Annotated in this window: 20 protein-coding genes; 9 read left to right on the top strand and 11 right to left on the bottom strand. The window is 64.9% G+C overall.

What is annotated here, in order from left to right; genetic code table 11:
- Positions 1-843 (top strand): phytoene/squalene synthase family protein, encoded by an 843-nt coding sequence (locus GR303_RS01495; protein ID WP_161721633.1) that lies wholly within the window; start codon positions 1-3, stop codon positions 841-843.
- A 271-nt stretch (positions 844-1,114) separates the two neighbouring features.
- On the opposite strand, the gene trmFO is transcribed toward GR303_RS01495, so the two are convergent.
- Entirely contained in the window at positions 1,115-2,533 is a 1,419-nt protein-coding gene (gene trmFO / locus GR303_RS01500) for a methylenetetrahydrofolate--tRNA-(uracil(54)-C(5))-methyltransferase (FADH(2)-oxidizing) TrmFO (protein ID WP_161721634.1), read from the bottom strand.
- An 86-nt stretch (positions 2,534-2,619) separates the two neighbouring features.
- On the opposite strand from trmFO, the gene GR303_RS01505 reads away from it, so the two are divergent.
- Complete coding sequence (locus GR303_RS01505) at positions 2,620-3,378, top strand: glucose 1-dehydrogenase (protein WP_161721635.1); 759 nt, start codon at positions 2,620-2,622, stop codon at positions 3,376-3,378.
- 64 nt (positions 3,379-3,442) lie between these two features.
- On the opposite strand, the gene GR303_RS01510 is transcribed toward GR303_RS01505, so the two are convergent.
- The 3 genes from GR303_RS01510 to GR303_RS01520 all read right to left on the bottom strand — a co-directional run bounded on the left by GR303_RS01510 (position 3,443) and on the right by GR303_RS01520 (position 5,868).
- Complete coding sequence (locus GR303_RS01510; RefSeq protein WP_084731585.1) at positions 3,443-3,598, bottom strand: DUF1127 domain-containing protein; 156 nt, start codon at positions 3,596-3,598, stop codon at positions 3,443-3,445.
- Positions 3,599-3,752: 154 nt separating this feature from the next.
- A complete protein-coding gene (locus tag GR303_RS01515; RefSeq protein WP_161721636.1) occupies positions 3,753-4,874 on the bottom strand; it encodes a mechanosensitive ion channel family protein in 1,122 nt (373 codons plus the stop codon).
- Positions 4,875-4,983: 109 nt separating this feature from the next.
- Entirely contained in the window at positions 4,984-5,868 is an 885-nt protein-coding gene (locus GR303_RS01520; protein WP_161721637.1) for a calcium-binding protein, read from the bottom strand.
- Between the two features lie 283 nt (positions 5,869-6,151).
- Here GR303_RS01520 and GR303_RS01525 point away from each other — a divergent pair, with 283 nt between their 5' ends.
- A complete protein-coding gene (locus GR303_RS01525; protein WP_161721638.1) occupies positions 6,152-6,973 on the top strand; it encodes a hypothetical protein in 822 nt (273 codons plus the stop codon).
- A gap of 216 nt (positions 6,974-7,189) precedes the next feature.
- Entirely contained in the window at positions 7,190-7,510 is a 321-nt protein-coding gene (locus GR303_RS01530) for a hypothetical protein (protein WP_161721639.1), read from the top strand.
- A gap of 44 nt (positions 7,511-7,554) precedes the next feature.
- Here the strand turns inward: GR303_RS01530 and GR303_RS01535 are convergent, their stop codons facing one another.
- Both GR303_RS01535 and GR303_RS01540 read right to left on the bottom strand, forming a co-directional pair.
- The gene (locus GR303_RS01535) at positions 7,555-7,839 is read right to left on the bottom strand and encodes a porin (RefSeq protein WP_161721640.1); all 285 of its coding nucleotides are present in this window, start codon (positions 7,837-7,839) and stop codon (positions 7,555-7,557) included.
- A 51-nt stretch (positions 7,840-7,890) separates the two neighbouring features.
- On the bottom strand, positions 7,891-8,442 hold the full coding sequence (locus tag GR303_RS01540; RefSeq protein WP_161721641.1) for a DUF2231 domain-containing protein: 552 nt from the start codon (positions 8,440-8,442) through the stop codon (positions 7,891-7,893).
- Between the two features lie 190 nt (positions 8,443-8,632).
- On the opposite strand from GR303_RS01540, the gene GR303_RS01545 reads away from it, so the two are divergent.
- Positions 8,633-9,757, top strand: a complete 1,125-nt coding sequence (locus tag GR303_RS01545; protein WP_161721642.1) for a GGDEF domain-containing protein — start codon at positions 8,633-8,635, stop codon at positions 9,755-9,757.
- A gap of 9 nt (positions 9,758-9,766) precedes the next feature.
- Here GR303_RS01545 and GR303_RS01550 read toward each other — a convergent pair whose 3' ends face one another.
- Positions 9,767-10,354 carry a YidB family protein gene (locus GR303_RS01550; RefSeq protein WP_161721643.1) on the bottom strand — a complete coding sequence of 196 codons (588 nt, stop codon included), beginning with the start codon at positions 10,352-10,354 and terminating at the stop codon, positions 9,767-9,769.
- 197 nt (positions 10,355-10,551) lie between these two features.
- On the opposite strand from GR303_RS01550, the gene GR303_RS01555 reads away from it, so the two are divergent.
- Together GR303_RS01555 and GR303_RS01560 are read left to right on the top strand one after the other, a co-directional pair.
- Positions 10,552-10,986 (top strand): hypothetical protein, encoded by a 435-nt coding sequence (locus tag GR303_RS01555; protein ID WP_201751848.1) that lies wholly within the window; start codon positions 10,552-10,554, stop codon positions 10,984-10,986.
- Positions 10,987-11,071: 85 nt separating this feature from the next.
- Positions 11,072-11,299 carry a DUF6894 family protein gene (locus tag GR303_RS01560; protein WP_161721644.1) on the top strand — a complete coding sequence of 76 codons (228 nt, stop codon included), beginning with the start codon at positions 11,072-11,074 and terminating at the stop codon, positions 11,297-11,299.
- 43 nt (positions 11,300-11,342) lie between these two features.
- Here GR303_RS01560 and GR303_RS01565 read toward each other — a convergent pair whose 3' ends face one another.
- Complete coding sequence (locus tag GR303_RS01565) at positions 11,343-13,472, bottom strand: hybrid sensor histidine kinase/response regulator (RefSeq protein ID WP_161721645.1); 2,130 nt, start codon at positions 13,470-13,472, stop codon at positions 11,343-11,345.
- A 423-nt stretch (positions 13,473-13,895) separates the two neighbouring features.
- Here GR303_RS01565 and GR303_RS01570 point away from each other — a divergent pair, with 423 nt between their 5' ends.
- Positions 13,896-14,627 carry a hypothetical protein gene (locus tag GR303_RS01570; RefSeq protein WP_210254016.1) on the top strand — a complete coding sequence of 244 codons (732 nt, stop codon included), beginning with the start codon at positions 13,896-13,898 and terminating at the stop codon, positions 14,625-14,627.
- A 33-nt stretch (positions 14,628-14,660) separates the two neighbouring features.
- Here the strand turns inward: GR303_RS01570 and GR303_RS01575 are convergent, their stop codons facing one another.
- On the bottom strand, positions 14,661-15,425 hold the full coding sequence (locus GR303_RS01575) for a hypothetical protein (protein WP_161721647.1): 765 nt from the start codon (positions 15,423-15,425) through the stop codon (positions 14,661-14,663).
- 169 nt (positions 15,426-15,594) lie between these two features.
- Positions 15,595-18,573, bottom strand: a complete 2,979-nt coding sequence (gene uvrA / locus GR303_RS01580) for an excinuclease ABC subunit UvrA (protein ID WP_161721648.1) — start codon at positions 18,571-18,573, stop codon at positions 15,595-15,597.
- 323 nt (positions 18,574-18,896) lie between these two features.
- Here uvrA and GR303_RS01585 point away from each other — a divergent pair, with 323 nt between their 5' ends.
- The gene (locus tag GR303_RS01585; protein WP_161721649.1) at positions 18,897-20,510 is read left to right on the top strand and encodes a calcium-binding protein; all 1,614 of its coding nucleotides are present in this window, start codon (positions 18,897-18,899) and stop codon (positions 20,508-20,510) included.
- A gap of 275 nt (positions 20,511-20,785) precedes the next feature.
- Here GR303_RS01585 and GR303_RS01590 read toward each other — a convergent pair whose 3' ends face one another.
- On the bottom strand, positions 20,786-22,117 hold the full coding sequence (locus GR303_RS01590) for a calcium-binding protein (RefSeq protein ID WP_161721650.1): 1,332 nt from the start codon (positions 22,115-22,117) through the stop codon (positions 20,786-20,788).
- Positions 22,118-22,323: the final 206 nt, after the last annotated feature.

The following is a 22,323-nucleotide window of genomic DNA, read 5'->3' on the forward strand; positions in this document are numbered from 1 at the left end:
ATGGCGGAGGCCCACTCCAATTTCGCGCATTGCGAGGCGCTCGTGCGCGAGGCCGATCCGGACCGCTACTGGGCGAGCCTCTTCGCGCCGGCCGACAAGCGGCCGCATCTTCACGCGCTCTACGCCTTCAATTTCGAGATCGCCCGCGTGCGCGAGGCGGTGCGGGAGGCCCTCGTGGGCGAGATCCGCCTGCAATGGTGGCGCGATGCCCTGCAGGGCGAGGCGCGCGGCGACGTGCGGGCCAATCCCGTAGCGGCGGCGCTCGACGACACCATCGTGCAGTTCCGGCTCCCGCGGCAATCCCTCGTCGACCTCATCGATGCCCGGATCTTCGACCTCTACGAGGATCCGATGCCGAGCCTCAACGACCTCGAAGGCTATTGCGGCGAGACCTCCTCCAGCCTGATCCAGCTGGCGAGCCTGATCCTCGCCAGAGGCACGAATCCCGGCACCGCCGATGCGGCCGGGCATGCGGGCGTCGCCTATGCAATCACCGGGCTGCTGCGCGCCCTTCCGATCCATGCCCGGCAGGGGCAGCTCTATCTGCCGGCCGACATCCTGGAGCGTCACGGCGTCGTGCGCGAGGACATCGTCACCGGGCGCGGCGGGCCGGGTCTCGCGAGCGCCCTGGCCGATCTGCGCGCCGTCGCCCGCCGTCACCTCGAACGGGCGCGCGCGCTGCGCACGACCATTCCCGATGCCGCCAAGCCCGCCTTTCAGCCGATCGCCCTGGTGGAGCCCTATCTCAAGGCGATGGAGCGTCGGGACTACGACCCGTTCCACACCATGGTGGACATCCCGCAATGGCGCCGCATCTGGGCGCTCTGGCGCGGGCCGTTCTAGAGAACCGCACACTCTTCAGCGTCATCCCGGACGGAGCGCAGCGGCGATCCGGGATCGCGTGCAGGATGGAGCACTGTCATCCCGGGGCCGCGCAGCGGCGATCCGGGATCCATACCGCTGACGCTGCAAAAAAGGCGCGACGCTGTTCGCCTCTTCTTGAGACGTCATGGTTATGGATCCCCGCCTGCCGGGGATGACAACGTTGAGGTTGGAGAACCAAATAGTGAGAGCGATCCCGGATCGGTTGCACCGCCCGGGATGACGGCCGGCGCTACTCCGCCGCCGCAGGCAACGCGCTGCCCGAGAGCCAGGCCGCGAGATCTGCGCGGGCCCGGTCGGTCAGCGCCTTCTTCCTCGCGATCGCCTTGGCCGAACCGCGCAGGCGCTTGCCGTCCTCCGCCTTGGGAGCGCGGTCGAGGGGCGGGAACAGGCCGAAATTGACGTTCATCGGCTGGAAGGAGCGCGGCCCCTCGTCGATGGTCTCGATGTGCCCGCCGGTGATGTGGTTGATGAGCGCGCCGAGCGCCGTCGTGTGCGGCAGCGGCCGGATCGGCCGTCCCAGCCGCTCGGCGGCGGCGAAGCGGCCGGTCATGAGGCCGACCGCCGCGCTCTCCACATAGCCCTCGCAGCCGGTGATCTGGCCGGCGAAGCGCAGGCGCGGCATGGCCTTCAGGCGAAGCGTGGGGTCGAGGAGCTTGGGCGAGTTGAGATAGGTGTTGCGGTGGATGCCGCCGAGGCGGGCGAACTCCGCGTTCTCCAGGCCCGGGATCATGCGAAAGATGCCGGTCTGGGCGCCGTATTTCAGCTTGGTCTGGAAGCCCACCATGTTGAACAGGGTGCCCAGCGCATTGTCCTGGCGCAGCTGCACGATGGCGTAGGGCTTCCTGTCCGGGTTGCGCGGATCGGTGAGGCCCACCGGCTTCATGGGGCCGTGACGGAGGGTCTCGCGGCCGCGCTCGGCCATGACCTCGATGGGCAGGCAGCCGTCGAAATAGGGGGTGTTGGCCTCCCATTCCTTGAATTCGGTCTTCTCGCCGGCGAGCAGCGCATCGACGAAGGCATCGTACTGCTCCTTGGTCATGGGGCAGTTGATGTAGTCCTTGCCCGTGCCGCCCGGCCCGACCTTGTCGTAGCGCGACTGGAACCAGGCGATGTCCATGTTGATGGACTCGCGATAGACGATGGGCGCGATGGCGTCGAAGAAGGCGAGCGACGTCTCGCCCGTGAGATCGAGGATGGCCTGCGCCAAAGCGGGCGAGGTGAGGGGGCCGGTGGCGATGATGACGGAGGACCAATCGTCCGGCGGCAGACCCGCGATCTCGCCCCGCTCGATGGTGACGAGGGGATGGGCCTCGAGCGCCGCCGTCACAGCCGCCGAAAAGCCGTCGCGGTCGACCGCCAGCGCGCCGCCGGCGGGCACCTGGTTGGCATCTCCCTTGGCCATGATCAGCGAGCCCAGGGTGCGCATCTCCTGATGCAGCAGGCCGACCGCATTGGTCTCGGCATCGTCCGAACGGAAGGAGTTGGAGCAGACGAGCTCCGCCAGTCCATCCGTCTTGTGCGCGTCGGTGCCGCGCACCGGGCGCATCTCATGCAGCACGACGGGAACGCCGGCCTGCGCGATCTGCCAGGCGGCTTCGGAGCCGGCGAGGCCGCCGCCGATGACGTGGATGGGTTCGATGGTGCTCATGGTCATTCTCCCAAGCGGCTTTGTTGACTCCCTCGGGAGCCCTGGTCAAGCTGGGCAGGTCTGCTGTCGGAAAGGCTGTCAACGCCATGCAATCCAAGCGTCCCGTGGTCCTTATTACAGGCGGAAGCCGCGGCATAGGGGCTGCGGTGGCGCAGCTTGCGGCGCAGCGCGGCTATGACGTGGCCATCACCTACCGGTCGGAGCGCGAGGCGGCGGAGCGGGTGCTCGCGGCGTGCCGCGCCGCGGGCGCGGCAACTGCCGCCTGCCAGGGCGACGTGGCCGTCGAAGGCGACGTGACCCGCATCTTCGACGAGGCCGAGGCGGCTCTGGGACCGATCTCGCATGTGGTCAACAATGCAGGCATCACGGGCAAGTCGAGCCGGCTGGCGCAAGCCTCCTCCGAGGCGATCCGCGCCTGCATCGACATCAATGTTCTCGGCGCCCTGTGGGTGGCCCGCGAGGCGGCCCGGCGGCTCCCGAAGACCCCAGCCGGAGCGCCGCGGACCATCGTGAACATCTCCTCCGTGGCAGCCTCCCTCGGCAGCCCGAACGAGTATGTCTGGTATGCCGCCTCCAAGGGCGCCATCGACTCGCTCACCATCGGTCTGGCGAAGGAACTGGCGCCCGAGGGCATCCGGGTGAACGCCGTCTCGCCGGGCATGACGAAGACCGAGATCCACGAGCGCAGCACCCAGGATGCGGGGCGCCTGGAGCGGCTGCGGCCCCATATCCCCCTCAACCGGATCGGCGAGCCGGAGGAGATCGCGGAAGCGGTGCTGTTCCTCATGTCGGACGCCGCCTCCTACATCACGGGGGCGAATATCCCGGTTTCGGGCGGACGGTGAGCCCAGACAGGCGAAAGCCCGCCGGGAGGCGGGCTAGGGCCTTATGCTGCACTGCAGCAAAAATTTACGCGACAGCGTGCTCGCGAGCGATGCTCTCGATCTGGAAGCGGGAGATGCCGAGATCGTCGAGTTCGCGGTCGGAGAGCAGGGACAGCTCGCGGACGGTCTCGCGATAACGCATGTAAGCACGGACCTTGGAGAGGATGTAGGACACGAACATGGGAAGCTCCTTGTCAGTTACCGGTCCCTGTGACCGGTGGCCTTTGTTCTTGCGTGTGCAGTGCGGATATAGGCGTGTGCACTGCAAAAGAGGAGCGGTAATAATGTAGGGCTGTTATGCTTTAGTAGCATAACGGCCTAATGACCCGTTAACCCTAGTGCCGTGTGGACATGGCTGTCTGCAGATCCTTTGCCAGGCTTCCGACCTCGATCCGGTCCCTGGGCAGAGCATGAGGGTAGGTTTCCTGAAGCCAGGTGATCAGCTTCTCGCGGATCTCGTTGCGCAGGTCCGACGAGGCTCCGGACGAGGCGGCGCTCACCAGGCCGCGCAGCTGGATCGACCTCTCCTGGGTGTCGGTGACGTGCAGGACGCCGACTTGCCCGTCCCAGTGTTTCGACTCCTTCAGGAGTTCATGGAACTTCTGCCTGACGGCTTCGATCGGCGTGGCATAGTCCACGTACCAGAACACGCTGCCGAGGATCGAACTCGACTGCCGGGTCCAGTTCTGGAACGGCTTTTCCATGAAGTAGGAGAGGGGCACGACCAGCCGGCGCCAGTCCCACAGCCGGATGACCACATAGGTCGTCTGGATCTCCTCCACCGTGCCGAACTCGCCTTCGACCAGCACCTCGTCGCCGAGACGAACCGGCTGGGTGATGGCGAGCTGGACGCCCGCGATGAGGTTGGAGAGCACCGGCCGGGCCGCCAGGCCGATCGCCAAGCCCGCAACGCCGGCGGAGGCGAACAGGCTCACCCCGTATTGCCTCACGGACGGGATCGTCATCAGCATCGCCGACAGGGTGAGAAATCCTAAGCCGAGCACGACCGTCCGGCGCAGCAGACGGACCTGGGTGAGGAGCTTGCGGCTGAGCACGCTGTCCTCGGACCCCCTGAGCGCCCGGCGCAGATAGATCTCCGAGGCGGTGTTGACGATGGTGATCGCGCTCCAGCCGAGGAAGATGATGAACCCGAACAGAAGGCCCCTCTCGACGAGATCGTAGGCGGGCAGGCGCTCCGGCAGCCCCTGGAGAACGACCCCGAGGCCGGTGACGAGAAGGCCCAGGCGGGTCGGAGGCCCGATCCTCCTCAGCAGCTTGCGGCCGAACTCCGAGAGGCGGCCCCTGAACGCCCATTGCAGGACGCGCATGGCAAGCGCATGGACGAACACGAGCAGGAAGGCGGCAGCACCCAGGACCGCCAGGCTGACGAGCCAGTCGGGCCAAAGGCCCTGCCACCGCGCGAGAGCGTCGGAAATGGTTACGGTGATGTTCTGCATGGGAACGCAACGCGAGGCCGGTCCAGGGTTTCCGCCCCTGAGACGATCTGCCGTTCCCAAAAAGAACGGCCCTGCAATGCAGGGCCGCTCCTCGTCGATTCCTTCAGGCTCAGAGAATGAAGAAGTCGCTCTTGCTCAAGGAGAGCCCCGCTCCCAGCTGAGCGAACTTGACGGCGGACGTGCCGCCGATGCCGTCAGCATCGTAGAGCAGGTCGCCGGTCCGCTTGTTGTAGATGATGCGGTCGGATGAATCCTTTGCCCCCGAGCCGGTGGTGAAGGCGCTGGCCGAGAGCCACCCGTCCCTACCGACGCGGGTGAAGGCCGCGCTGTCGAGCATGATGGTGTCGTCGAGGGGGCGGAAGTCCACGATGCGATCGGCGAACGCTCTCGACGGGCGGGCGTCGAAGGTGAAGTAGTCCTTGCCGGCGCCGCCGGTCATGAGGTCGCTGTCGGAGCCGCCGTTCAGATAGTCGCTGCCGGTGCCGCCATTAAGGGTATCCCGGCCGGAGCCGCCGTAGAGGTCGTCGTCGGCGGCGCCGCCGAAGATGCTGTCGTGGCCCGAATCCCCGAACACGATGTCGTCCGCGGCATAGGAGTAGACCACGTCGTTGCCGGTGCCGGCGCGGATCACGTCCTCGTAGTCGTTGCCGTAGAAGGTGTCGTGGTCCGAGTTGATCCTCACATACCAGCTGTTGGCGTCGAGGGCCGCCTCGCTCGTGTAGAGGTCGAGGTCCTTGATCGACAGGACCAACTCGCCCCCGTTGTAGTAATGGAGATCGTCGATGACGATCCCGTAGCCGCTGGTCCAGTAGGAGACGGTGAAGTAGTCCACCTGGGAGCTGCCGTAGAGCTCGTACTCCGCATAGGAATCGCCCTCATAGGCAAGCTCGACCGTGATCCAGGGGTTGGATCCGATGAATGCCCAGCCCGAGCTGCTGGTGCTGGACATGTTGAACCCCATTCCAGCAGCGTTGGAGGCGTTGAAGATCGCCATGTATGCCTGTCCTCATGAAACAGCCGACAGAGCTAAGCTAGAACCTTGAAGGTGAACTTAAGCTGTACGCCGCCAGTGCTCGTTATTCAGCAGTCTGGTAAAGATTCGATTGATGTCCGCCACCGCCGGGTCTTCGTCGATTCGCGCTGCTGCCCCACGCGTTATGAACAAACGTTCATCTTCAAGTTCCAATGCTTTCGAGATCGCGTTTTCTTGAGATTGTTTGGAACGGTCGCCGGTAGTTTGCGTTCACCCCGCACCTTTACAGTATTGGAGATGGCCCATGAAGAAAATTGCTCTCGGGGCCGCCCTTCTCTTGTTGAGCAGTGCGGCCTATGCCCAGACCTCCACCCAGCCGAGCGGCAGCTCGTCGTCGCAGGCGCAGTCCTCCGACTCGAAGGTGATGCTGCGCAACCAGTCCGGCAGCGGCAGCAGCGCCCAGACCGAGACCACCGGCGCCACCCGAAGCGAGTCCTCCGGCACGCAGACCAGCGTCCGCTCCCGTGAGGAAGGAAGCACCCGCGTCGGCGTGGGCGTCGAGACCCGCGAGCGCACCGGCGTGTCCGTCCGCTCCCGGACGGTGCGCGAGGTCGAGGAGCCGAGCGTCTCGGTCACCCGCCGCCGCACCGTGACGGCCGTCGAGGAGCCCGACACGGAAATTCGCCGCACTGTGATCAAGAAGAAGCCCACCAAGAAGGTCGCGGTGAAGAAGGCCAAGCGCACCAACAAGGTTGTCTTGAAGAAGCGTCGCTACCAGGTGGTCGACGAGCCGGTGGAGGTGCGTCGCCGCACCGTCCGTCGCTATGAGGTCGACGAGCCGAGCGTGACCGTCAACCGCCGCGCCACGATCCGCCGGACGGAGGAGCGCTCCCCGAGCGTCGGAATCTCCGTGGAGCAGCGCCGCTCCAACGACGTGAACGTCTCGACGACCCGCACGCGCTCGTCGAACCCCGACACCACCGGCACGGTCTCGACCCGCAGCCGTACGGATGTGAACAGCAACTCGACCGGCACGTCCTCGAACAGCGGCAGCACCTCGACCTCTCCGCGTCTGCCGCAGCAGGGCGGCTCCACCTCGGGCGGCAACGCCAAGCCGAGCGAGTAAGCCCAGGCTTCGTTCCAGCCGAAGGGGCCGGTTCTCCGGCCCCTTTTTCATGCAAGCACCCCTTCAGCAAGGCGGCAGTGGAGCCGGGCTGCTTCCGCTATCCGTGAAGACCATGAAGGAAAATTCTGCGGATACCGACGTATATTCGAGAATTAAGGGCGGGAACCGATCGCAAACATCGAACTTAAACATGCAGATCTATTCTGGAGCCGATCCATGAAGAAAGTTCTTGTCACGATCAGCGTAGCCCTGTTGGCTGCCACATCTTTCGCCGGTTCTGCCGATGCCCGTCCCGGGAAGGGCAAGGGCCATGCCTATGGCCACGTCAAGCACCACAAGGCCGAGCGCTACGTGGTGAAGCGCCGGAACAACAACAACGCGGCCATTGCCGCCGGCATCACCGGAGCGATCCTCGGCGGGGCGCTCGCCACCACCGCCCGGCCGGCCTACCGCACCTATGAGCAACCCTCATACCGGGTCTACGAGGCTCCGCGCCGGAGCTATTACCGGGAAGAGTATTACGACTACGATTACTGAGCCGGTTCGAAGGGCGCCCTCGGGCGCCCTTTCTTCTTGCGCGGCTACCGACGCAGGTCGCCCACGGCGATCACGGCCCGGAAGGGGCCGTACTCCGTCTGCTTTCTCACATCGAGCTGGATGCGCGCGCCTGCCTGCATCCGCACGGAGTCGGACGCGCGAAAGCGGGACGATCCGGCCAGGGCGTCCGCCCGCACGCGGCCGCTGATCCGCACGCAGGTGTCCGAGGCCTGAAGCTGGGCGAAACCGGGAGGGCAGGGCGAAGCCGCCTGCGAGGGGCTCGCCAGGGCCAGGCTGGACAGGGCGGCGATTGCGGCGATCCACTTCATGGTGACAAGCGTAGCCTTCCCTGTCCCAGCCGGCAAGACGTCGGGCGGGTATCAGGCGCCCTCGGTCCCGCTGCGGCGGCCATAGGAGGCGGCGACGTCCTCCCGGTCGACCTCCACGTGGAACTGCTCGGCCTTCGGGCTGTAATCCTGGATCGCCCCGATCCCATAGCGGTAGGCGAGCTCGCCTCCGAGCCAGCCGCTGAAGAACAGCAGGGCCGTCTGGATCCCGGACAGCCAGATGCCCCAGCCCTGGACCCCGGCCGCCGGATCCTCCAGGCGAACCCCCACATTGACGAGGGCCAAGGCGACCACGGCGAGGTTGGCGATCATATGCGTCCAGGATATCCAAAGGTTTCGCACCCGGTCGATGGTGACGAAGTCGATCATGCCGGGAACGGCCGCCACAAGAGCCGTCACGATGCCCGCGATCAGCAGCCAGTAGGAGGCCTGAGCCCAGAAGGGGTCCTGGACCGCCAAGAAGGCGATGTCGGTGCCGAAGGCCCCGATCAGGAAGGCGACGGGAAAAACGATGAGCATATGGTGGAGCGGGTGACCGGCGATGGCTGCCGTGCTCTGCACTCCATGACGATGATACCTGCCCATGACGCTGCTCCTGTGACGCTTGCCTGAAAGAAATGCTCCGGCCAAGCCTTCGTTCCGGCCCATGAGAACGGCCATGGAACATGATGCTGGACATTCCCGCGGCCATGGGAGATAGCGAAGCCGCCTTCCGCAGGGGAAGTGCCCGCAGGCCGGATCTCGGCGGTGGCTCGCGAGCGGAGACGGCTATCCCATGGTCCTAGACCCAGCCTCCCTCACCGTCGCCCTGGTGCTGCTGACCGCCGTGCTCGGCACGCTGCTGATCTTTTCCTGGACCCTGAATCGCAGGCTGAGCGCGCTCGTCTGGTGGGGAAGCGCCTTCTGGCTTCTCGTGCTTGCGATCGGCTGGGCGAATCTTGGACGCGGGCAGCCGAGCTACTCGGTGCTCCTCCTGGCCAATGCGCTCGGCATCCTGTCCTACGGAGCGCTTTACGTGGGCTGCCGCGTGTTCAACAGCCGGGGCGGCATCCTGCTCCCGGCCACCCTCGGCGCGATCGTCTGGATCGCCGCGTTTCCGTTCATCTACGGCTCCCAGGGGCTGCGCCTGCTGCTGGCCTCGGCGATTACGGGGGTTTATGCGGCGCTCTCGTCCTGGGAGCTGTGGCGCCATGCGCCGCAGGCCTTGGCGTCCCAGCGCGTGGTGGTGCTGCTGCTGGCCTGCCTTGCAGGCTTCAACGTCATGCGCGGGCTGCTCGGCCTCTCCCTGACGTCGGTGCCCTGGATCGACGGCTTCGCCCAGCGCTGGTCATCCGAGATGGCTTTGTTTCTCGTCGTCCTGTGCCCGACCCTGGCCTTTATGTTCCTGGCCATGTCGAAGGAGCGCCTGAAGCTCGAGTACAAGCAGGCGGCCCTGGTGGACGAGCTGACCGGCATCCCCAACCGGAGGGCGTTCCTGCAGGGAGCATCGAGAATGCTCGATCGCCTGAGCGATCGGCCGGCGAGTTCGCTCCTCTTCGACCTCGACAATTTCAAAGCCATCAACGACCGCTACGGCCACGAGGCCGGCGACCGCATCCTCACCCTCTTCGCCCGGACGCTGGCGGAGCACCTGCCGAAGGGGAGCTTCGGCCGTATGGGCGGCGAGGAGTTCGCCGCCATCCTGCCGATCCGCGAGCGGGAGGCCGCCGCGCTCGCGAACCGGATCCGGGGCGCCTTCGCGGCGGCCGGCATGGCCGCCCTCGATGCCGACGCCGAGGTGACGGTGAGCATCGGCTGCGCGACCGCATCCCAGGCGAAGCTGGAGGATCTTCTCCGGCAGGCGGACCAAGCCCTCTACCGGGCCAAGGAATTCGGCCGCAACAGGGTGGTCACGGCCTGAGATCCTCGCTCAGTAGCGGTCCAGCTCATCTTCTCGGGGCAGCCGCCCCTCGGGCGTGAGCTGATCGACGACGCCCGGAAGCACCTGGGAGAGCTGCGAGAGAAGATCCTGTTGCGGCATGCCCGTCTGTTGCGACAGTTCACTGACCGTGTCCGGGCCCAGCGCCTCCTCGAGCTGGTTGGGGGCAATGGACCGGTTCTCGCCGGTGCCGACCCAGGAATTGGCGATGTCCCCGTGGCCGGACCGCTGGAAGCTGTCGAGCAGCCCGCCCAGGCCGTTGGCCAGGATGCCGCCGTTGAGGCCGCCGCCTGAACCGCCCAGGAGCCCTCCGAGGCCTCCCGAGCCGCCACCCAGCAACCCGCCGAGTCCGCCGCCACCGCCGCCGAGGAGGTCTCCGAGACCGCCCGAGGATCCGCGGCCGCTCATGGCCTTCTGGGCCAGCAGGGCCAGCACCGCCATCATGATCGGGGACATGCCCCCGCCACCCGAGCGGCCGCCCAGGGCCCCACCGAGAGCGCCGCCGAGGCCGCCGCCCATCATGCCGCCTCCGGAACGCCCTCCGAGGACATTTCCAAGAACCTGCTCAAGCAAACCCATCACGATGCTCCTTCATAGGTGTCGATGCTCAACGGGACGGGGCGGATGAGGTTTCAGCTTGAGCACATGAGGTCGCCAAGTCTTCCGCCGGACGCGGCTTGTTCGCGCCCCGGCTGACGAAAAGACGGGCGGAGGGAAAAAAATGCAGCCATGCCCTTGCGTTAAGGGCTTCGCAAGGGGAATGTGTAACCGTTCCTATGGGCAAGACTGTCGGGGGCAGCGTGACGGACGAAGAGATCGAAGCGGTTGCGGAGGAGCTTGCCAAGGCGGGCGGCCTCTCGTGGTATCCAGGTCGCACACGCGGCGTGCTCCTGAGGCCCGTGAGCGATCGCTACCGGGACAGGGCGCGGCTGGCCATTGCCGCTCTCGAACGGGTGCGGGCCGGTCAGGCCGAGCGCGAGGCCTCCGAGCGGCCTCGGCAGGCGGTGCCGTCGGGCGGGCCCGACCGGATTCAGGTGGGGGGTATCGTGGTCTATCGCCCGCCCGGGGACCAGCGGGCGATCTCCTGCCGGGTGGAGAAGATCGAGGGCGGTCGGGCTTATCTGGTGCCGGTGCCCCGTCCGGATATTGGCTGGGTCTCTTTGGAGAGCCTTTACCCCTCGGAGGGAGAGGCCTCTACCAAAAGCGAATGATGCCCAGGAGCCGGAAGGTTCCTTTCCTTAACACTGGAAACCCGTTAGCACAGTCCATCCTGTCCGCGGGGGTGGATGGTCTGATATGCGCTGCTACTTCCACCTTGTGAACCACTTCGAAGAGATCGTCGACAACACGGGCATCGAGGTCCCCGACCTGGAAAGCGCCAAGGTCGAGGCTCTCCTCGCCATCAGTGAATTGCGACAGGAGATCGGCGAAGAGGCCGAGGACTGGTCCGGCTGGCGGCTCGACATCGTGTGCTCGCAGGGCACGCTTCTTCACTCCATGCCCCTGCTCAACACCCTGCATTGAGCGTGCTGCCGCGCTTGGCCTGAGCCGTCCTTCCCGTACGGGTCTATGCGCTCGCCTTCAGCGCCAGCGGGCCGAGGACTCTGTCGATCGCCGCGCTCAGTTCCGCCGTGTCGTAAGGCTTGCGCAGGATCGTGAAGCCCTCGTCCATGGCCGCCTGGGCCATGCTGCTGTAGCCGGTGGCGAGCAGCACCGGAAGCGACGGGTGCTGGCTGCGGACGATGCGGGCCAGGTCGACCCCGTTGAGGTCTCCCGGCATCACGATGTCGCTGAACATCAGGTCGAAGCCAGCTCCGGGGCGCAGGGCGGCAAGAGCTGCGCGGGCGTCCGTCACATGGGTGACCCGGAAGCCGATCTCCTCCAGGTTCGCGCGCGTGACCTCGGCGATGGCGGCGTTGTCCTCCACCAGAAGCACATGGCCCTGGCCGCTGCGTCGCAGGGGTTCCGCTGCAGGGCCGGAGGCGCCCGCAGCCGCCTCCATCGTGCGCGGCAGGTAGAGGGTGATCGTGGTCCCGCGCCCCTGGGTGGCAAGCGCGGTGGCCGTTCCGCCCGACTGCCTGGCGAAGCCGTAGACCTGGCTCAGGCCGAGCCCGGTGCCCTTGCCCACCTCCTTGGTGGTGAAGAAGGGCTCGAAGACGTGGGGCAGCACGTCTTCGGGAATGCCGCAGCCGGTATCGGTCAGACTCAGGGCCACGAACTCGCCCTTGAGGCCGATGATGTCAGGATCGTCCAGCGTGGCGTTCCATGCCTCGATCAGCAGGCGGCCCCCCTGGGGCATGGCGTCCCGCGCATTGACCGCGATGTTGAGGATGGCGAGCTCCAGCTCGTTGAGATCGACCTTGGTGTTCCACAGGCCCGGCGGCACCTGCATCTCGATGGCGATGTCGCCGCGAAGCGACGAGCGCAGGATGTCGGAAAGCCCCGGCAGATAGCCGGAGAGGCTCACCACCTCGGGCTCGTGGGTCTGCTGGCGGGAGAAGGACAGCAGCTGGCGCACGAGGCTCGCGCCGCGCACCGCGGCGGTCTCGATGGCGTCGAGCGAGCGCTTCTGCCGCTCCTCGGCCGGATAACGCCGCAGGCGGTCCACGTTGCCCTTGACCACCATCAGCAGGTTGTTGAAGTCGTGCGCCACGCCGCCGGTGAGATGGCCTACCGCCTCGAGCCGCTGGGCCTGCTTGAGCGCGGCCTCGGCCACCTCGCGCCGCTCCACTTCCGCATGGAAGCTGCGGGTGCGGCGCAGGGCGTAGAGGCTGATGGCGAACAGGCCCAGGGTGGCCGGCACGCCGAACGCCAGGAGCTGCTTCATGCCCGACCACAGGTTCCGCCACATGTTGGCGGTTTCGATGCCGGTGGTGACATAGAGCGGATAGCCCGGCACGCGCCGGTAGCCCAGACGGCGCTCGATGCCGTCGACCTGGGAGAGGGTGGTCAGGAAGCCCGCCTCGTGGTTGTTCTGGATTGCCGGGAGAAGGCTGTTTCCGGGGGCGAGCTGCGCGACGTCGTTCTCCCGGAACGGATAGCGGGCGAGAAAAACCCCGTCGGCGCGCAGCAGGGCGATCGAATCCGCGAGCCCGCGCGAGATGCGGCCGTAGAAGTCGCGGAAATGTTCGGGGCGCACGGACACCGCCACGATGCCGTTGAAGCTTCCGTCCGGGCTCGGGCGGCGCTGGCTGACCACGAAGAAGCGGATGTTGCCGATCTTTGCCGTGATGGGCCTGCCGATGAAGGTTCCGGAATCCTGGTCGACCTGTGCCTGGAAGTAGTCCCGGTCCGAGTTGTTCAGGCCGCGCGGGACCGGCAGGACGGTGCTGGACACCAGGGGATGTCCGGCCTTGTCGAAGACCCAGATCGCCTCGATCTGCGGAAGCGTGTCCTGGATGCGCCGCAGGCGGCGCTGGAGACGGGCCTCCTCTGCGAGGATCTGCTCCGGCGTCAGATCGCGCATGACCTCGTTCGTCTCGGATATGGTGCGCTCGACGGTCTGGAAGGCCTTGAGGCTGTGCTCCTGGACCACGTCGAGCGCGCGCTCGATCCGTTCGTCGGATTGCTGGACGATGTGCCGGTAATCGTCCCAGGCGGTGTAGGCGAAGAACGAGGCCGGCCCCAGGAGGCTTGCCACCACGAGGAGTTGCAGCGGCCAGAGAATGGTACGGCTCTTCGGCGTGATGCGACCCAAGATGGGAACTTCCTTGTCTGGCCTGGCGAAGGGTGCCCTTCAGTCTCGGGTTTCGTTCGGATTCCTGCGTGCAGGAGCGGCTTTCCTGGCCGAAGCCGGAAAAGTCAGGGGGAGATATAGTGGTGCAGGGGCCTTTCAAGGCTTCGCTGAGGGCCCCGGCGAGCTTTTCCACCGCTGTCTTGGCCCGTAGGAACGCCCGAGCGCGACCGCGCTCCCGGCCAGCGCCGCCTAAGCGTGGCAATTAAGGATAGGATTCTTAGGAAACCTTCGCACGCTGAAGTTGATATGACAGGATCCCCATGCCGGATTCTGCAATAGGCGATCGGGAGGGGAGACGTCATGAAAGGGGTTTCTGTCGCGCGCTTGTGCGCCCTTGGGTCTGTAACCGTCTGTGCAGCCTGTGCGACGCCCGCGCCGCAGGTGATGCGTTCGGCAACGGTCGACCAGATCGTCAGGCAGGTGAAATGTGAAATCGCTGCGGGCGTGGCGGGCTCACGCTCGAAGGACGCCCCTCGCCGGGTGAAGGGGTGGGTCGCAAAGAGCGTTCTGCAGCTAAAGACGGACCGCATCGCATCGGCAGGCGGCTCGTTCGGCGTGACGCCGCTTGCGCCCGCGCCAAGCCTCAACCTGTCCTTCGCTTCAGGTGAAGGCTTCACGGAGACGAGCGAGATCACCTTCGTTGACGATCTCGACACCATGGGGCGTCCCAGATGCCCCAACGGAGAAACCGAGCCGGAGCCATACAACAATCTCGGCCTTGCCGCGTGGCTGCAGGAGAGCCTCGACGCATTCGAAGCCGACAACAAGACCAAGTTTCGGCAGCTCGGCCGCACCATCATCTTTACCGCCACGGACGAGGGCTCGGGAGGGGTGAGCTTCGCGGTTGCGCCAGCTTCCCTGAGCCTCAGCGCCGCGCGGAAGCGCAGCGACACGAACACTCTCGTGGTCGCGCTGGCTGAGCCGCCCGGGGAGACGGTCTATCAGGTGAAGATCATCGGCGGGACGGCCTCCGACGGGACCAGAACCCTGAGCACGGGCGATCCGGCTCGCGGAGTTCCGGCCCGGCCGCCATTTCTGAGAACATCCCCGATTCCGCAGGGGACGATCGAGAACCTGAACCGGATGCTCGACCGCCAATTGCAGCGGCTTCAGTGACCCGCGGTGCAGCGGCACGCCGCTGCGGGCCGCTCAGGAACGCTGCCACCAGCGCTGGACACGATAGGAGCTGGCGGCCTCCTCCAGAAGGCTCGGCGTCGGGCGAACGCCTTGCTCCTGAAGCATCTTGTTGGCGATGACCTTCAGCAGCAGCTCGGTTGGACGCTCATTCCCATCGAACAGGTCGAGAGGCTCCTGCGGACCAAACGATGTTCCCCGGGTCATCTGCGCCGCGACGAGGCTTGGACAATTGCAGGCCTGGCACTGGCGGGCGCTCGGCGCCTGCCCAGGCGGCGGCTTGCGGCACACAAAAGAGCCTGAAGCCTGGGCGCTTCCCCGACAGGATGGACGCCAGATGTTGCCGGCTCCGTCGCTCTTGCGTGGAAGGCTTCCGAGGGTATCGCACCAGGGCGAATAGATCTCCGCAATCTGGAGCGCCGAACGGGCGCCGAGTTGCTCTGCGTAGCGCCGGTATACGTTCATCATCGCGACGATGGACCATTTGGGATGATCGAAAATCGCATGGCCCGCGCTGTCCCGAGCCCCGCGTCGGGTCATGAATGTGGTGCCGGAGTAAGGCTCCCGACCGGGCTGTTTGAGACAGCCGTAATTGTTCATTCTCAAGCACCGGGAAAAGCGTGCCGTCGTACAGGAGAATGGCTGCCCATTCGAGCGCACCAGATACCGTTCGGCATGCCGACACCAATCCTCCCTCTCAGGAGGATCAAGAACTTGGGCGCTGAGGGAAACAGTCGCTGCAAGAAACGCGATCAGAAAGAGGCAGGCTCGCTTGAGCATGGGCAGGTTCCTCCGCCCGCCGAGCTTCCTTCCGATGATGAATTTCCGCAATCTCTAGTAGTGGTTATTCCCTTGTATCTTTCGTCGAAGAAAGGACGAGCGCAAGCACAGATTGCAGTGCGGCAGGTGCGGCCGGCCTGCCATGAGCACGAGGCGCTGCTCCGCCGCCTTACTCCGCCGCCTCCTGTCGCGTCACTCTTTTCTTCGGCGCTTCTTTCTTGGCAGGCTCCTTCTTCGCAGCCTCCTTCTTCGACGGCCTGCGCTCCAGCACCTCCTTGAGGAAGCGCCCGGTGTGGCTGTCCCTGGACTCGGCGATCTCTTCCGGCGTGCCCTGGGCGACGATGCGGCCGCCGCCGCTGCCGCCCTCGGGGCCCATGTCGATGACCCAGTCGGCGGTCTTGATCACCTCGAGATTGTGCTCGATCACCACGACCGTGTTGCCCTGGTCCACGAGCTCGTGCAGCACTTCCAACAGCTTCGCCACGTCGTGGAAGTGGAGGCCGGTGGTGGGCTCGTCGAGGATGTAGAGGGTGCGGCCGGTGGCGCGCTTGGAGAGCTCCTTCGACAGCTTGACGCGCTGCGCCTCGCCGCCGGACAGGGTGGTGGCCTGCTGGCCCACATGCACGTAGTCGAGGCCGACGCGGGCCAATGTCTGCATCTTCTCGCGGATCGACGGCACGGCCTTGAACAGCTCGCGGGCCTCCTCCACCGTCATGTCGAGCACGTCGGCGATGGATTTCTCGCGGTACTTCACTTCAAGAGTCTCGCGGTCGTAGCGCTTGCCCTTGCACACGTCGCAGGTGACGTAGACGTCGGGCAGGAAGTGCATCTCGATCTTGATCACCCCGTCGCCGGTGCAGGCCTCGCAGCGCCCGCCCTTCACGTTGAAGGAGAAGCGCCCCGGTCCGTAGCCGCGCGCCTTCGCTTCGGGCAGCCCCGCGAACCATTCGCGGATCGGCGTGAAGGCGCCCACATAGGTGGCCGGGTTCGAGCGCGGCGTGCGGCCGATGGGCGACTGGTCGATGTCGATGACCTTGTCGAGATGCTCCAGCCCGTCGATGCGCTCGTGCGGGGCCGGGTGCTCCAGTGCGTTGTTGAGCTTGCGCGCCACGGCCTTGTAGAGCGTGTCGATCACGAGCGTCGACTTGCCGCCGCCGGACACGCCGGTGATGCAGGTGAAGGTGCCGAGCGGGATTTCCGCCGTGACGTTCTTCAGGTTGTTGCCCTTCGCGCCCACCACCTTCAGCATGCGCTTGGGGTCGCGCTTGCGGCGCTTTTCCGGCACCTTCACGGCCAGTTCGCCGGTGAGGTACTTGCCGGTGAGCGATTTCGGGTTCTTCATCACCTCGTCGGGCGTGCCCTCGGCCACGATCTGGCCGCCGTGGATGCCCGCGCCGGGGCCGATGTCGAACACGTAATCGGCCTGGAGGATGGCGTCCTCGTCGTGCTCCACCACGATCACCGTGTTTCCGAGATCGCGCAGGCGCTTGAGCGTGCCGAGCAGGCGCTCGTTGTCGCGCTGGTGCAGGCCGATGGAAGGCTCGTCGAGCACGTAGAGAACGCCGGTGAGGCCGGAGCCGATCTGGGAGGCGAGGCGGATGCGCTGGCTCTCGCCGCCGGAGAGCGTGCCGGAGGCGCGGGCGAGGGTCAGGTATTCCAGGCCCACATCGACCAGGAAGGTGAGGCGCTCGCGGATCTCCTTGAGGATGCGGCCGGCGATCTCGTTCTGCTTCTTCGTGAGCTTCTTCGACAATTCCGCGAACCAGACCTGCGCATCCTTCACGGACAGCGCCGTGGCGTCGCCGATGTCGAAGCCGGCGATCTTCACCGCCAGCGCCTCCGGCTTCAGGCGCTTGCCGCCGCAGGCCTCGCAGGGCGTCTCGCTCATGAAGCGGCCGATTTCTTCCCGCGCCCAGTCGCTCTCGGTCTCCTTGTAGCGGCGCTCGAGATTGGGGATCACGCCCTCGAAGGGCTTTCTCACCTCGTAGGCGCGCAAGCCATCGTCATAGGCCATGCGGATGGCCTCGCCGTCCGAGCCGTAGAGGATCACGTCGCGCACCTTCTCCGGCAGCTCCTCCCAGGGCTTCGTCATGGACGCCTTGAAGTGCTTGGTGATCGCCTCGAGGGTCTGGCCGTAATAGGGCGAGGTGGACTTGGCCCAGGGCAGGATGGCGCCGCGCTTGAGCGAGAGGCTCTCGTCCACCACCAGCGCCGGGTCGATGCGCATCTCGTGGCCGATGCCGCCGCAGGTGGGGCAGGCGCCGAAGGGGTTGTTGAACGAGAACAGGCGCGGCTCGATCTCGGGGATGGTGAAGCCGGAGACCGGGCAGGCGAACTTGGAGGAGAAGACGATGCGCTTCGCCTGCCCCTTCTCGTCCTTCTCGTCGGCATATTCGATGACCGCGATGCCGTCGGTCAGCTCCAGCGCCGTCTCGAAGGAATCCGCGAGGCGCGCCGCGATGTCGGCCCGCACCACGATGCGGTCCACCACCACGTCGATGTCGTGCTTGAACTTCTTGTCGAGCGTCGGAGCCTCGTCGATGGCGTAGTATTCGCCGTCGATCTTCAGGCGCTGAAAGCCCTTCTTCTGGAACTCGGCGATCTCCTTGCGGTACTCGCCCTTGCGGCCGCGCACCACGGGGGCGAGCAGGAAGAGGCGCGTCTTCTCCGGCAGCTCCAGCACCCGGTCGACCATCTGGGAGACGGTCTGGCTCTCGATGGGCAGGCCGGTGGCGGGGGAATAGGGGATGCCGACGCGCGCCCAGAGCAGGCGCATGTAGTCGTAGATCTCGGTGACGGTGCCCACCGTCGAGCGCGGGTTCTTGGAGGTGGTCTTCTGCTCGATGGAGATGGCGGGGGAGAGGCCGTCGATCTGGTCCACGTCCGGCTTCTGCATCATCTCCAGGAACTGGCGGGCATAGGCCGACAGGGACTCCACGTAGCGGCGCTGCCCCTCGGCATAGATCGTGTCGAAGGCGAGCGACGACTTGCCGGAGCCGGAGAGCCCCGTGAACACCACGAGCTTGTCCCGCGGGACCATGAGGTCGACGTTCTTGAGGTTGTGCTCCCGCGCCCCGCGCACGGAGATCACGCGCGCATTCGGATCGCCCGCCTTGGCGCGGTTGAACAGATCGTCGAGTTTCGCCATTGCCCGCTAGCCTTCTGAGAGGTGCCGGCTCGATCCGGCCGGTCCCCGCATATGTGACGCCTCACCCGCCCGCGCAATGTGGCGGATGATTCCAGAAGCAGGATCCTAGAACAAAGAGGGTACGAAGGGCAATGGGGTTGCAGTCAGCACCGAGGCATTCCGTCGGAACGTCATGATGAGGCTGGTCGAGGTGCGTCAGCGCACATGAGGAACTCAGGGCAGCGCGATTCCCACGATTTGACCTTGCAACAAAATCAAACAAGACAGATAGCAAAACGAAATAACATTATAAAACGGGGGCTCGTTACGCAAGGGAATAAACCATGACAAGACCGACACTCTGGGGAAACCAGTTTCTCCTCAACACGACCATCAAAAAGGACCAGGAGGATATGAAGATTCACGCCCTGAAGAACGGCACCTTTCTTGCTGTTTGGACGGATTACAGCAGGACCGGTGGCGATACCAGCGATGGTGCCATTCGCGGGCAGATCTTCAACGCCGACGGGAGCAAACGCGGCGGCGAATTCCTGATCAACACGACAACTGTGAGCGCCCAGTCCCGTCCCGACGTCACTGTGATGGAGGATGGCCGTTTCGTGGTGGTCTGGCGTGATCACTCATCCGGCGAGGGCTCCAGCATCCGAGCCCGCTCCTATCAGGCTGACGGGACGGCTTCAGGCAATGACGTCGAGCTTTACGGATCAAACTCCTTCCACAGCATCAGGCCATCCGTCGCCGCGCTGTCGAACGGCAACTTGGCCCTGGCGTTCACGGACCCCGACAACAACGTTATGGTCAGGACCTTCAATGCCTCCTTGCAGCGCGTTGGAGCGGACATCCAGGTCGACACTGACAGCATAGGTCTCGGAAATCCCGTTATCGTCGCGATGCAAGGGCGATACAGCGTCACGTATGACGGGTTCAAGGGCAATGTTGATTCAGTTTACCAACGCTCTTTCAACAATGATGGAACTGCAGTCACGGCGTCGGAAATTGTCGTGAACAATGGCAGTGCTCCTGCTTTCGGTTCCGAGTCTACGATCCTGAGCAATGGATCAAGCATTGTCGCCTGGTGCGAGGCGGGGAGCGAGAGCCACACTGCGATCAAGGCACAAATCTTCAACCTGGACGGTTCGGAGCGCGGTGGCGAAATCACTATCCAAACCGGCACGGTCGTGGACTTCAGTTCGATCGACGTCACACACCTTGCCGATGGGGGCTTCGCCATCTCGTATCTTCTCGATGACGATCAATCGAATTCCGAAGCTCTATACCTTGCAACCTTCGATGGAAGCGGAAAACGGGTCTCAGACGATATCCTCGTCGATCAGGTCTATGAGCCCGGTACGACAAACCTTTCCACACTGGCCGATGGGCGGATCGTGGTGGCATGGGAGGAGTGGGCCAGTGCGTTCGATAACCAGGACCTCGGCATCCATGCTCAGATCGTCGATCCCCGCCAGAAGGCGGTTAGTCTGACTGGCACGGCCTTCAATGACCAGTACATCGGAACCCGTTTCAACGATCAGCTCAAGGGCGCCGCCGGCGACGATCGCCTGGAAGGAGCCGAGGGCAAGGACACGCTGACGGGCGACGCCGGAAAGGACGTGTTCGTCTTCAAGAGCATGCTCAACGCCCGCACGAACAAGGACAAGATCACCGACTTTAATGTGAGGGATGACTCGATCTGGCTCGACAGCGCAGTGTTCACCAAGCTGGGTCGCAGCGGCAGCGAGGATAAGCCGGCGCAATTGAAGAAGGCATACTTCACCATCGGCGACAAGGCGAAGGACAGGAACGACTATCTCATCTACGACAAGGCTAAGGGCGTGCTCTTGTATGATGCGGACGGTTCCGGCCAAGGCAAGGCGGTGGCAATCGCGACCCTTTCCAAAAACCTCAAAATGACGAATGCAGACTTCTTCGTCATATAGGCAGGCCAAGGGGCAGGGCGGTCTGATGCCGCTCTGCCCTTTGTTCATCCGAGCCTGCACAGAACGTCCCGCTTAGCCTCGATCTCCCACAACACAGCGGGAAAAATGATTCCGAGGTCAAACACGACGACTTCTTCGTCATCTGAGCCCCGGCTGCGGGGTGAGGCGGCCTGACGCCGCCTCATTGGGTAGGTTCGTGCGGAACCTGCTGAGCCACCAGCTTGCAAAAAGCGAAAGGCCCGCCGGGTGGCGGGCCTTGAGCGTATGAGCCTGCCTCAGACGTTCAAAACGAAGTCCGTGGCCTTGAGAGCGGCCTTGTTGGCAAGGGTTATCAAGAATTCGGGATTGAATTTCGTCCCGGTCCCGTCGAGGTCGACATAAAGCTTGCCGTCGTCCGTATCGTACAGTAACTGCGCCAGGGTCGATGTCGATCTCGGGTCGGCTCCGACGACGAGCAGATTGGTCGTATCGAAGGTGGGGGTGACCATCTTCCCCAGATCGGGATCGAAGTAGTCGAAGCTCTCGGCGCTGACGAGGAAGAAATCCTTCCCTGAAAAGTCAGCGATCGTCGCTCCCGAACTCCGAGACAGGGTGAACTGGTCATCGCCTCTGCCGCCGACGAGAGTCACATCGCCGAAGCCGCTCAGTCTGTCGTTGCCCGCACCGCCGTCCACGACGATGCCATTTCCTGCGATGTCGTCGTCGTCTGCGTAGGCCCGGAGTCGGTCATTGCCGGAGCCGCCGTAGACCGCGCCGGAAACGCCGGAGCCTTCGATCGAATCGTTGCCCTTCGAGCCGGTAACGGCGCTGCCGGCTCCCATGTCCTGGATGACGGCATTGACCTTCTCGAACTGACCAGCCCTGATGCCGAGGTAGCCGACATCCGCGGCGCTGTTGCCGGTGATTTTCGAAAAGTTGATGGAATAGACTAGGTAGCCGGACGAAGCATTGGCGAACTGGACATTGAGCGTGTCCACACCCTTGCCGCCCAGGGCGTAATCCCCGCTGTCGGCCAGGACGGTATCGTTGCCGTTTCCGCCGAGGAGACGGTCCCGGCCCGGCAGGGGCGGCGTCGTGGGATCCGTGACGATGAAGGGGTCGCGGCCGTTGAGCATGTCGTCCCCGTCGCCGCCGGACAGGTAGTCGGTGCCGTCTCCGCCGTTCAGGTCGTCATCGCCCTTGCCGCCGTCGAGACGGTCGTTGCCGCCATTGCCGGACAGAAGATCGTCGTCCTCCCCGCCGTAGAGCCTGTCGTTCCCATCGCCCCCGCTGAGGTCGTCCCGGCCCGCATCCCCATAGAGGCTGTCGTTGCCCTCGTCGCCCGAGAGGGAGTCCCTGCCGTCGCCCCCATGCAGCCTGTCATTGCCGAGATTGCCGTAGAGGCTGTCGCGACCCAGCCCGCCGAGGGCCCTGTCCGATCCATTGCCGGTATAGACCGTATCGTTGCCGTCGCCGCCGGTCAGGCTGTCGTTGCCGTCGAGCGCGTAGATGAGGTCGTCGCCGCCGCGGCCATCGAAGTTGTCGTTGAATTTCGAGCCGAAAAAGGAATCGTCGTCCGCGCTTCCCTTAAGGGCTTTCCTCTTTGTGGTGATGCGAAAGATGGCCATGGAGGTCTCCTGACTAAGCCAGGAATTTATGCCATGTTATTACGCAACGCTCAACCGATGATGGTTCTGGCTGAAAATTTCTTCGCGCTGTGGGAGGCCGATCCGGATAGGGCGGTCGTTATGGACCGCGATATAGCATGCCCGATAACTGGGGACAGGCCTGTGCAGAACTGACCCCTCGGCTTGCCCCTGGTCCCCTCCGGCCC

The organism is Microvirga arsenatis (assembly GCF_009910705.1).
Lineage (GTDB): Bacteria > Pseudomonadota > Alphaproteobacteria > Rhizobiales > Beijerinckiaceae > Microvirga > Microvirga arsenatis.